Origin of the sequence: Luteibacter sp. (assembly GCF_036499525.1) — a bacterium.
Taxonomy (GTDB): domain Bacteria; phylum Pseudomonadota; class Gammaproteobacteria; order Xanthomonadales; family Rhodanobacteraceae; genus Luteibacter.
This window is the reverse complement of record NZ_DASYDO010000068.1, coordinates 85724-97185: the sequence shown is the minus strand read 5'-3', so window position 1 is coordinate 97185 and position 11462 is coordinate 85724. Positions and strand designations below refer to the sequence as shown.

Here is an 11462-nt window from a genome sequence, read left to right as displayed (position 1 = left end):
CCCAGGGTCGTAGGATCGCGCCCTGCGCGCGACATCTTTTGAGGCCATGCCACAGAGCTGGCGCGCAACCTTGGAAACAGAGGCGAAAGGCTGTCGCGCGCAGGCGCGCTCCTACATGTTTTTGCCGGTGGCGAGGCGGGCGCCCCTCTTTACGCTTTCCTGCGGCGCAGGGCGTAGCCGATGCCCAGGATCGCGAACCACACCGGACTGGCGATCAGCGCTTGCCGCGTATCGCTTTCCAGGGCCAGCAACACGAGTACGAACGCGAAGAACACCAGGCATGCCCAGCACATGAAGACGCCGCCAGGCATCTTGTAACTGGACACCGCATGCAGCTCGGGGCGGTTCTTCCGGTAAGCCATATAGGCCACCAGGATCAGCGACCAGACGAACATGAAAAGGATGGCCGCCAGCGTGGTCACGAGCGTGAACGCCGTGACGAGGTTGGGAATCACGTACACCAGCATCGCGCCGCCCAGCAGGCAGATGCACGAGAACAGCAGGCCACGCGACGGTACGGCCGCCTTCGACAGGTGGTGGAAGGTCCTCGGCGCATGGTCTTCCTCGGCCAGGCCGAACAGCATGCGGCTGGTGGAGAAGATGCCGCTGTTGGCCGACGACGTGGCCGAGGTGAGTACCACGAAATTGATCAGGCTGGCCGCGGCGGGAATGCCCGCAAGCACGAACAGTTCCACGAACGGGCTCTTGCCCGGCAGTACCTGGCGCCACGGCGTCACCGACATGATCACCACGAGCGACAGGACATAGAACAGGATGATGCGCACGGGGATCGAATTGATCGCTTTGGGCAGGTTGCGCTCCGGGTCTGCCGTCTCCGCTGCCGTGGTGCCGACCAGTTCGATACCGACGAACGCGAACACGGCGATCTGGAAACCCGCGAAGAAGCCGCCGATGCCCATCGGGAACATGCCGCCGTCGTTCCACAGGTTGGCCAGCGAGGCCACGTTTCCGCCCGGCGATCGGAAAGCCCAGGCCACCATGCCGAAGCCAGTGACGATGAGCGCGCAGATGGCGACGATCTTGATGAGGGCGAACCAGAATTCCAGTTCGCCGAACAGGCGCACCGTGGTGAGGTTCAGCGCCAGCAGCAGGAGGACGCAGAGAACGGCCGGTATCCATGGCGCGAGCCCGGGGAACCAGAACTGCGCATACGACGCGATGGCGATCACGTCCGCGATGGCGGTGATGATCCAGCAGAACCAGTACGTCCAACCGCAGAAGAAGCCGGCCCACGGCCCGAGCAGATCGGTGGAGAAGTCGATGAACGATTTGTAGTTGAGGTTGGAGAGCAGCAGCTCGCCCATCGCCCGCATCACGAAGAACAGCATCACGCCGATGATCAGGTACACCAGCAGGATGGACGGCCCGGCGAGGCTGATCGTCTTGCCCGATCCCATGAACAGACCGGTACCGATGGCACCGCCGATGGCGATCAGCTGCAGGTGGCGGTTCGACAGGCTACGCCTGAGATGTTCGGGGGACTGCTCCTGCGGATGCGACATCGGGATGCTCGGTCGGGACGGAAGCCGGAACCATACGGGTCGCTCGAGGTGGCGGCAAGGCCAGGAGCGTACTATCGAACGCTCTGCCGTAGCCGCACCATGGAGCCCCGCATGATCGACCCTCTTCGCCAGGCAGTTATCGAGGCCTATATCGACGCATACAACCGCTTCGACATCGAGGGCATGCTCGTCACCCTGTCGGACGACGTGCGCTTCGAGCACCACTCGGGTGGGCAGCTGAGCGTGGCGACGGACGGCAAGGGCGATTTTGAGCGGCTGGCCCGCGTGGGAGCCGCCATGTTCGCCTCGCGGCATCAGTCCGTGGTGGCGCTGGACGAGGCAGGCGACACCGTGCTGGCCACGATCGACTTCCACGGGGAGATCGCCGAGGACATCCCGGATGGGCCGGGTGCGGGCACGGTGATCGAGATGCGGGGCACCTCGGCTTTCGGCTTCTCGAGCGGGAAAATCTGCCGCGTGGTGGACAAAGCCTGAGGCAGGCCCTCAGGCGATCGCCCGGCCCACGGCGGCGAGCAGGGTCTTCCGGTCGTAGGGCTTGGGCAGGTAGTCCATGCCTTCCGCCAGCCAGGGGTGCTGTTCACGCAACTCGCCGGACGTCACCAGCACATACATGTCGGCGTGGCGGAGGGCTAGTTGCTCGCCCGATACCCGGCCGGGCATGCGCACGTCGGTGAACAGTACGTCCGCCGTTCCTGTTTCCAGCCACCGTTCCGCGGTATCGCCGTCGGGCATGGCATGGACTTCGTGGCCGGCGTCCGAATGGAGCGAAGCGCGCACCCTTCCTGGAGCGCCCTTCGCGCAGCCGCGCGCTGCAGGGCCTGGATTCGCAGAGCACCGCATCATCAGCGGCGTGCGCCCGCAGATCACCCAAACCATCGTAGAACGGTCGCGATTCCTGGGGCGGGGTATGGACATGATCGCGAAGCCGTTCGAGATCGACGTGTTGCTTGGCCGGGTGCGGGCCATGCTGGATTAACCAGTTCCGGGCTCGTCGTAGGAGCGCGCCTTGCGCGCGACAGTTTTTCGCGAGACGCAGCAGGTCCTGATGCTCACGGCCTCAAGAGCTGTCGCGCGCAAGGCGCGCTCCTACGCGAAGCCTTCCAGCACGATCTTGCCCTTCGCCGTATGGCTTTCGATGAGCTTATGCGCCCGCCGCAGGTTCTCCGCGGTAATCCGCCCGAAGTGCTCACCCAGCGTCGTGCGCAACGTACCGTCGTCGATGGCTTTCATGGGAGGGGTCCGGGTTGCGATACCGGAATCGTCCTCCGTTCGGGCGTGTCTGGAAACCGTCCGGGGACGGGATCAGTTTCCCCACCCGTTGAAAATCCCGTGTAGGAGCGCGCCCTGCGCGCGACAGGTTTTTAGGCCGTGAGCGGCAGGGCCTGTTGCTCTTCGCGAAAAGATGTCGCGCGCAGGGCGGGCTCCTACCCCAAGGACGTGCTTTTCGGGAGCCCTCCAAATTGCCGATATCTTCCGGCTTGGCTTACGCCTATGATCCGGCCCCACGATCGGCAGGCGTTTGCAGGGGAACGGGATGTCGCAGGGGAGATCGGGCGCACTCGGCGACCATCGGTTCGTCGCGGAGATGGACGCGCTGCAGAAATTCGGCCGCCTCGAGAAGGCCGCTCAGCTGGGCGACGTGCGCGCGCAGTTCCAGGTGGCGCACATGTACGCCGAAGGCGAGCACGTGGCGCAGGACCGTTTCCGTGCCGCGCAATGGTTTCGCCGCGCGGCGGAGCAGGGTCATCTTGAAAGCCAGTGCCGCCTCGCCGCCCATCATGCGGAAGGGCTTGGCGTGCCCCGCGATCCGTTCGAAGCCGCTGGCTGGTACCGGCGCGCGGCCGAGGCGGGTTCGGCCGATGCGCAGTGTGCACTGGGCACCCTCCACGCCCGCGGCCATGGCATCGCCACCGACCGGCAGGAAGCCCTGCGCTGGTGGACCCTCGCAGCCGACCAGGGCCACGTGCAGGCTTGCGTGAACCTGGGCGTGTCGCATTACTTCGGCCGCGGCGTGCCTCGCGATGCGGAACTCGCTTTCACTTATTACGGAAGGGCCGTGGAACGCGGCCAGCCCGACGCGCCCGGATACGCCGATGCGCATTGCAGCCTGGCGCACATGTATTGCGACGGAATTGGCGTGCCCAGGGACACCGTGGCGGGCGAGCACCATTACCGGCGTGCCGCCGAACTGGGTAATGGCACGGCCCAGTTCGTGCTGGGCAAGCTGCACCTCGAAGCGAGTGCGCTGCCGGAGGATCGCGCGCAGGCGCGCTACTGGTTCGGCCTTGCGGCAGCGCAGGGGGATAGCGAGGCACGCAGGCATCTGGCCGCGCTCGAGGCCGCGCCCGATCCGGAGGAACCGCTATCCGGGCGCGAGACCCGGTCAGGACCGCAGGATGCCGCCGGGCAGTTCCTGCTCGGCCAGCGCCTGGCGTCCGGCGACAGTGTGTCCCGCAACGATCGTGAAGCCGTGCGCTGGCTGTCGCTGGCGGCGGAGCGGGCGCACGCTCCCGCCCAGTACGCCCTGGCACGGATGATCGACGAGGGTCGGGGCCAGCCACGCAATGTGCTCGAGGTGGTGCGTCTGCTGAGGCATGCGGCCAGCGCAGGCCATGCCGATGCACAGTTCGAACTGGGGCTGTTCCACGAGCGGGGCGAAGGCGCGCCGCGGAACCTGTCGATCGCCCGGGCCTGGTTTCGGAAGGCGGCCGCGAGGGGTCACCTGAAGGCCTTGCGCAAGCTGGAAAAGCGCACTTGGTGGCGGGTCTGGTAGGAGCGCGCCTGTGTCCTGGCGCCCGGTTCGCCGGGTGCGGGTCAGGTCTCTGCCCAGCGCCGCAGCAGGTTATGGTAGACGCCGGTCAGTTGCAGGATCGATGCCTGCTCCGCGCCGTTCGCCGACAGGTTGCGAATGGCCGTGTCCAACTCCAGCAGCAGGCGCCGTGCGCCGTCGTCGCGAACCATGCTTTGCACCCAGAAGAACGAGGCGCTGCGGGCGCCCCGGATCACCGCCGTGACGCGGTGCAGGCTGGACGAGGGATAGACGATGGCATCGCCGGCGGGCAGCTTCACCTCGTGCTCCCCGTAGGTGTCGCTGACGATCAGTTCGCCGCCGTCGTATTCGTCGGGTTCACTTAAGAAAAGCGTGCACGAGACGTCGCTGCGGATGTGCGTGTCGGCATCGCCGGTGGTCATCACCGCGCCGTCGATATGGAAGCCGTATTCGCCGCCGCCCTCGTAACGGTTGAAGCGTGGCGACAGCGTGCGCAGCGGCAGCACCGCGGCGTGGTAGAGCGGATGGTGGGCGAGCGCCGCGACGACGATCGACCCCAGCTCCTGGCGCAGCACCGAAGACTCGGGCAGCTGCAGGTTGCGCTTCACTTTCGCACCCTGCGGACCGACCGTCTGCCGGCCGTCGGTCCACTCGGCGCCGTCCATGACCCTGCGCATGCCTGCCACCTGTTCCTTGCTCAGGACGTCGGGAATGTGCAGGAGCATGGGCGTGCCTCGCAGGGTCAGAAGCGGATGTTCGCCGTGACCATCGCCGAACGCGGCGTGCCCGGGGTATACCGGAAGCCGCTCTTGTTGATGGCCGCGACGTATTCCTTGTCGAACAGATTGTAGACGTTGAGCTGCAGGTCGACGTTGCGGTTGAGCGGATAGCTCGCCATCGCGTCGAAGACCCAGTATGCCTCCGTGTACTTCGGCGTGCCCACCTGGCCGTCGCTGCCACGCTTCAATTCGCCGTTGTAGCGCGCGCCGCCACCGATCGTGAGGCCGAAGGGCAGATGGTAAGTGGTCCATGCCGTGAACGCGTTCTTCGGCGTGTAGGCAAGGTCGTCCGAGCCGTCGCTGGTCACCGCGGCACCTTTCTCGACCTTGGTGTCGGCGGTGGTAAAGCCCGCGCTGACGGCCCAGTCGTCGGTGATCTTGCCGACGGCGGAAACCTCAACGCCCTGCACGCGCTTGCGGCCCACCTGGTAATACTGCAGGTCGGTCGGATCCTGCACCACGTCGTTGGTCACCGTGGTGCGGTACAGCGCGGCGGTGAACAGGAGCTTCTCGCCGAGCACGTCCCACTTGGTGCCGACTTCGGTGGTGCGTGCCTTCTGCGGATCGAAGATCGGATTGTCGGCGCTGTTGGCCGCACTGGAGAGGGCCAGCGAATTGCCGCCCGGAGGATTCTGCGATATGGCGAAGTTGGCGTAGATGCTGCCGTTCGCCGTCGGCTTGTAGAGCACCCCGAGCTTGTAGTTCTTGAGGTTGTCGCTCTTCTTTGCGTCGACGCCCGGTACCACGGTGCCCGTGGACAGGGGGCCGCACGCGGGACCGCTGCGGCCACCGCAGGCGACGAGGCTGGTGAAGTCGGTCTTGTAGTGGTCCAGCCGCACGCCGGCGTTCACCTGCCAGTGTTCGCCGAACTTCAGCGTGTCGAAGACATACGCCGCGGCGGTGTTCGTCTTGCCCGAGCTGTTCGCGCCGTTCTCGCCATAGACCAGGCCGCCGACGTGGGAATACGGATGGTAGAGGTTGGCCGCGGGCCACGCGCTGCCGTTGAGCGCCACGATGCCCAGCGCGTCCACGCGCTCCTGGGTGACCTCGACACCGGCGCTGATGTCCTGGGTGAAGCCACCGTCGCCGATGTGCGCGGTGAGGTTGGTCTGGTTGGTGGCGATGCGGTTGTTCTGGTGCTTGAACGTAGGCAGGCTGCGCGCGATCGTCCAGGTCGACGGATCGGCCGGGTCGGGCGTGGATAGCGTGGGCGCCGGGGACGTCGACGAAGGCGCACCCGCCTGGAACGAGGTAAGCAGGTAATCCTGCGTGGTGCGCGCCCAGCGCGTGATGTTGTGCAGGGCCAGGTTTTCCGAGAAATCGTGCTCGACGATGACGGTGAACATGTCCTGCGTGTTGTTCTCGTGGTCCTGGTCGGTGCCGTAGAAGTTGTTCGGATCGACCTTGCGCGCGCCGGCAAGGAAGGCGCGGCCGTCGGGCGCCTGGTAACCCGGCAGGCCGATGGTCGACACGCCGCCGTCGGGACGGTTGTTCTGTTTGATATGCAGGTAGTCGAGGTAGACGCGGGTGGGCGTGCCCAGGCCGAAGGCCAGCGACGGGGCGATACCCCAGCGATCGTTCTTCACGCGGTCGCGGCCGTACGCGCCGCTATCCTGGCCCATCACATTGAGACGAAAAGCCTTGTCGCCGTCCAGGGCCTGGTTCCAGTCGGCGGTGGCGCGCTGGCGCTGGCCGCTGCCGTACTGCACGGAGCCCGACACGCCGTTGCCCAGCACCGGCTGCTTGCTCACCATGTTGATCGCACCGGTGGGTGCGGTGCGGCCGTACTCGGTACCGTCCGGGCCTTTGGTGACTTCCACCTGCTCGATATTGAAGATGTCGCGCGATACCGCGCCGGTGTCGCGGGCGCCGTCGACGAAGATGCTGTTCGAGGTATCGAAGCCGCGCATGTAGATGGCGTCGCCGGTGCTGGTCGCGCCGTTCTCGCCGACGTAGAACGTGCCCACGCCCGGGCTGTTGCGCAGCGCCTCGGTGAGGTTGCTGGCGCCCTGCTGCTGGATGAGCTCTTTGCTGATCACCTGGATGGTCTGCGTGGTGTCGAGCAGGGGCTGGGTGAATTTCGGCGAGGAGACCTTGTCCACGCGGTAATCGGCGGAGCGGGCGGCTTCGATCTTCATTCCGGGCAGCGCCTGCGCGTCGTTCACCCTGGCCTGCTGCGGAGGCGCGGCGATGTCGGCCGGCACATCGGTGGCGGCGGCGCCGTGCGCAAGGGTGAGGAGGACGGCGGCGCCAACGGTGCGCGCGGCGGGAACGGCATGCTTGCGGCTCTTGATACAGGCCATGGGGAATTCCTTGTGCTGTCTGGACGAATGAAGGGACGGCCTTCGTTCGCGCATGCGCCGTCCTTCACGCGTCACCGGGGCGGCGCGAGCAAGAAGATCCTGTTGGTCCCTGGCAGGGGGCGTGCGCGGGTACGGGACCCGTCGGGACCACCATCGTAAAATTAATGAGAACGATTTGCAATCGTATCCATACCTAAGGCGTTCCTAAGCGCGCGGTAGGCGAATCGTCATCCTACGGACAGCAAGAAATAAGCTTGTAATGGCATGGTTGTGGCACGTCTTCAGAGCGCTTCCTTCATGTCTCCTGTGTTGCCGCTTTCGCACGGTTCGTCGACTGCTCCTGCCCGTCAACCCCTGCATGGAAGCGCGGCAACCTGGCGAAGGCGTGCCTCGGCCTGGCTAGCCCGGCGCCTGCTGGCGCCACAGAAGAACCTCGTCGGCGCGGGCGGGCTGCCCGCGTTCGGCATCCAGCGCATCCTCGTGTGTCGCCCTAATCACCGGCTCGGCAATACCTTGTTGCTGACGCCGCTGCTGGTGGAGATCGAACGGCGATTTCCCGGCGCGGAGGTGGACCTGTTGTCGGCGGGACCGGCGGCACCGTCCATCTTTCGCGGGTTCGATATCGTGGGCGACTGCGTGACGCTCGATCGCCGCGCGGCGCGACGTCCGCTGGCTACATTCGCGGCCCTGCGCATGCTGCGTTCGCGCCGGTACGATCTGGTGATCGATGCCGCATCGGGCTCGTCGTCGGGACGCATCGCAAGTGCGATGGTGAAGGCGCGCTTCCAGTTGCGGGTGGATTCGAGGCCCGACGGCGAAGCGGTCGCACATCTTGCGGCGAGGCCCGTGCATGCCTTGCGCTGGGCGCTCGGCGTGCAGGGCGATGCGATGGTGCCGCCGCTGGACTTGCGCCTGACCGATGCCGAACGCCGTTGCGGACGCGAGGCGCTGTCACGTGTCCTTGGCGACGGCGGTGAAAACGCGCCGCCCGTGCTGGCGATCTTCCCGAACGCCACGGGCTCCAAGCGCCTTGCTCCTGAGTGGTGGAGCGAATTCACGCTCGAACTCGCCGCGCGATACGGTGAAGCGCGCATCGTGGAACTGGTATCGGCCGACGGGCTGTCGCGGCTTGGTGGCGTCTATCCGACGTACTACACGAGTGACCCGCGCAAGCTCGCCGCCTTCATCGAAGCCGCCGGCACCTATCTGAGCGCCGACTGCGGCGTGATGCACCTGGCCGCGGCCACGACGGCGACGACGGTAGGTCTTTTCGGCCGTACCGACCCCGCGCGCTACGCTCCTTATGGCCGGAAAAACATCGCCGTGGCGTGCGACGACGGCTGCCCTCGCCGCGCCGCCGTCCGGGTCGCCGCGCATCTGTGGCGACCCGTTCAGGCGTGAACGCTACGCCGCTTCGAGCTTCCGGGCAGGAGCCCTTTGCTTCTTGAGGTCGTAGCGATCCAGGTTCATCACCTTCGCCCATGCCGCGACGAAATCCTTGACGAACTTGTCTTCCGCATCCGCGCTGCCGTAAACCTCGGCCAGCGCGCGCAGCACCGAGTTCGAACCGAACACGAGGTCGACGCGGCTCGCAATCCACTTCAGCTTTCCGCTGCCGCGCTCGCTGCCCTCGAACGATTCCCTGGCGGGCGAGGTCGGCTTCCACTCCGTGCGCATGTCGAGCAGGTTGCGGAAGAAGTCGTTGGTCAGCTTGCCGGGCCGGTCGGTGAGGACACCCTGGTTGCTGCCGTCGACGTTCGTACCGAGCACGCGCATACCGCCGACGAGCACGGTCATTTCCGGCGCCGTCAGGGTCAGCAGTTGCGCCTTGTCGATCAACAGGGCTTCGGCCGGCACGCTGTACGCTGCCTTGAGGTAGTTGCGGAAGCCATCGGCTGCCGGTTCCAGCGGCGTGAAGGAGTCGACGTCGGTCTGTTCCTGCGAGGCATCCGTACGACCCGGCGAGAAGGGCACGGTCACAGGATGGCCCGCTTCCCTGGCGGCTTTCTCGATCGCCGCGCCGCCGGCCAGTACGATCAGGTCGGCGAGCGAGACTTTCTTGCCGCCCGTCTGGGCGAGGTTGAACTCGGCGCGAATGCCTTCCAGCCGGTCCAGTACCTTCGCCAGCTGTTCCGGCTGGTTCGACTTCCAGTCCTTCTGCGGTGCAAGGCGGATGCGCGCGCCGTTGCCGCCGCCACGCTTGTCGCCACCGCGGAACGTGGAAGCGGACGACCAGGCGGTGGAGACCAGTTCGGCGACGGTGAGGCCTGAGGCCAGCACCTTGTCTTTCAATGCCTGGATCTCGTTCTCACCCACCAGCGGATGATCGACCCTGGGCACAGGGTCCTGCCAGATGAGTTCTTCGTCCGGTACTTCCGGGCCGAGGTAACGGGCGCGCGGACCCATGTCGCGATGGGTCAGCTTGAACCAGGCGCGGGCGAACGCGTCGGCGAACGCATCCGGGTGTTCGAGGAAGTGTCGCGAGATCTTCTCGTACGCGGGATCGAGGCGCAGCGACAGGTCTGTCGTCAGCATGGTGGGCCGGCGGCTGGCGCCGCCATGCGCATCGGGTATGACCGCGTCGCTGTCCTTTGCCACCCACTGGTTCGCGCCGGCGGGGCTCTTTGTGAGTTCCCACTCGTGCCTGAACAGGTTCTCGAAGAAAAAGTGGCTCCACTGCGCGGGCGTCTGCGTCCAGGTGACTTCAAGGCCGCTGGTGATCGTGTCGGCACCGACGCCGCTACCGTGCGCGTTTCGCCAGCCGAGGCCTTGCTGCTCCAGGTCGCCCGCTTCCGGTTCGACCGCGACGTTCGCCGCGTCCGCCGCGCCGTGGGTCTTGCCGAATGTGTGGCCACCGGCGATCAGCGCAACGGTCTCCTCGTCATTCATTGCCATGCGCGCGAAGGTCTCGCGAATATCGCGCGCGGCGGCGATCGGGTCCGGATGGCCTTCCGGCCCTTCCGGATTCACGTAGATGAGGCCCATCTGCACGGCCGCCAGCGGGTTTTCCAGATCGCGGCCGTGATCGGTGCGGTCCTGTTCCTCGCCATGCAGGTGTGGATCCGCGACGAGCACGCCCTCGTCATCGGATTGCACCTTGCCGTAGCGATGATCGCCGCCCAGCCATTCGGCCTCCTTGCCCCAGTAGACGTCCTCGTCCGGCTCCCACGTGTCCTCGCGCCCGCCGGCGAAACCGAACGTCTTGAAGCCCATGGTCTCGAGGGCGACGTGGCCCGAAAGGATCAGGAGGTCGGCCCAGGAGATGCTGCTGCCGTACTTCTGCTTGATGGGCCAGAGCAGGCGACGCGCCTTGTCCAGGCTGACGTTGTCGGGCCAGCTGTTCAGCGGTGCGAAGCGCTGCTGTCCGCGCCCGCCGCCACCGCGGCCATCGCCGATGCGATAGGTGCCTGCGCTATGCCACGCCATGCGGATGAAGAGCGGCCCGTAGTGACCGAAGTCGGCGGGCCACCAGTCCTGCGAATCCGTCATGAGGGCGGCCAGGTCTTTCTTCACCGCGGCGAGGTCCAGCTTCTCGAACGCGTCGGCGTAGTCGAAGTCGGGCGCCAGCGGATTCGATCGCGAGGAGTGTTGCGTGAGCAAGTCGACGCGCAAGCGCTTCGGCCACCAGTCCTTGTTGGTCGTGCCGCCGCCGGCGGTATGTTTGAACGGGCACTTTGCTTCGGTCGACATGGCGCATCTCCTCTGGGAACTCCTCCACCGATCATAGGCCTGCGCGGGGCATTGCCATAATTGATTGATTCGATGATGACAAGAGGCTACGCCTATCGCGCGGCCCGCCACCGTCCGCAGGGGGGCGCTCGAGTTCCACCGCGCGCATGAGCATGGCCGCAAACGTCTTGACGCATTCCACCGAATCCACCGAGGCGGTGGCCGAAAGCGTGGGATGCCAGTTCGTGACGGCCTTCCGCCATGTTTTACACAGGCCATCGGCATGGCGCCGGCAGCATGGCGGCGTCAATTTCGTCCAAATATCGCCGCGTGACTTGACCGTACGCTGTCCATGGCAGCTAATAATCGTTTGGCCCAGCCCTTTCTCCCCTTGCCA

Annotated in this window: 9 protein-coding genes and 1 pseudogene; 4 read left to right on the top strand and 6 right to left on the bottom strand. The window is 66.0% G+C overall.

Translation table 11 applies throughout. The features are described 5' to 3' along the window. Positions 1 to 149: 149 nt before the first annotated feature. Positions 150 to 1523 (bottom strand): D-serine/D-alanine/glycine transporter, encoded by a 1374-nt coding sequence (gene cycA, locus VGM71_RS13900; RefSeq protein ID WP_331546141.1) that lies wholly within the window; start codon positions 1521 to 1523, stop codon positions 150 to 152. Positions 1524 to 1634: 111 nt separating this feature from the next. On the opposite strand from cycA, the gene VGM71_RS13895 reads away from it, so the two are divergent. Beyond that, on the top strand, positions 1635 to 2018 hold the full coding sequence (locus VGM71_RS13895) for a nuclear transport factor 2 family protein (RefSeq protein ID WP_331546139.1): 384 nt from the start codon (positions 1635 to 1637) through the stop codon (positions 2016 to 2018). A gap of 9 nt (positions 2019 to 2027) precedes the next feature. Here VGM71_RS13895 and VGM71_RS13890 read toward each other — a convergent pair whose 3' ends face one another. Beyond that, the gene (locus VGM71_RS13890) at positions 2028 to 2321 is read right to left on the bottom strand and encodes a response regulator (protein ID WP_331546137.1); all 294 of its coding nucleotides are present in this window, start codon (positions 2319 to 2321) and stop codon (positions 2028 to 2030) included. Positions 2322 to 2394: 73 nt separating this feature from the next. Here VGM71_RS13890 and VGM71_RS13885 point away from each other — a divergent pair, with 73 nt between their 5' ends. After that, positions 2395 to 2520: a hypothetical protein gene (locus VGM71_RS13885; protein WP_331546135.1), complete on the top strand. Its 126-nt coding sequence runs from the start codon at positions 2395 to 2397 to the stop codon at positions 2518 to 2520. Positions 2521 to 2630: 110 nt separating this feature from the next. On the opposite strand, the pseudogene VGM71_RS13880 reads toward VGM71_RS13885, so the two are convergent. Then, positions 2631 to 2765: pseudogene (locus VGM71_RS13880) on the bottom strand (zinc-binding alcohol dehydrogenase family protein); the annotation flags it as partial. Between the two features lie 313 nt (positions 2766 to 3078). On the opposite strand from VGM71_RS13880, the gene VGM71_RS13875 reads away from it, so the two are divergent. Next, positions 3079 to 4317 carry a tetratricopeptide repeat protein gene (locus VGM71_RS13875; protein ID WP_331546133.1) on the top strand — a complete coding sequence of 413 codons (1239 nt, stop codon included), beginning with the start codon at positions 3079 to 3081 and terminating at the stop codon, positions 4315 to 4317. A 41-nt stretch (positions 4318 to 4358) separates the two neighbouring features. On the opposite strand, the gene VGM71_RS13870 is transcribed toward VGM71_RS13875, so the two are convergent. Beyond that, complete coding sequence (locus tag VGM71_RS13870) at positions 4359 to 5039, bottom strand: Fe2+-dependent dioxygenase (RefSeq protein ID WP_331546131.1); 681 nt, start codon at positions 5037 to 5039, stop codon at positions 4359 to 4361. 17 nt (positions 5040 to 5056) lie between these two features. After that, positions 5057 to 7396, bottom strand: coding sequence for a catecholate siderophore receptor Fiu (locus VGM71_RS13865; protein WP_331546129.1), 2340 nt, complete (start codon positions 7394 to 7396; stop codon positions 5057 to 5059). Positions 7397 to 7693: 297 nt separating this feature from the next. On the opposite strand from VGM71_RS13865, the gene VGM71_RS13860 reads away from it, so the two are divergent. Next, a complete protein-coding gene (locus tag VGM71_RS13860; protein WP_331546127.1) occupies positions 7694 to 8797 on the top strand; it encodes a glycosyltransferase family 9 protein in 1104 nt (367 codons plus the stop codon). 3 nt (positions 8798 to 8800) lie between these two features. On the opposite strand, the gene katG is transcribed toward VGM71_RS13860, so the two are convergent. Beyond that, the gene (katG, locus tag VGM71_RS13855; RefSeq protein ID WP_331546125.1) at positions 8801 to 11086 is read right to left on the bottom strand and encodes a catalase/peroxidase HPI; all 2286 of its coding nucleotides are present in this window, start codon (positions 11084 to 11086) and stop codon (positions 8801 to 8803) included. Positions 11087 to 11462 lie beyond the last annotated feature (376 nt).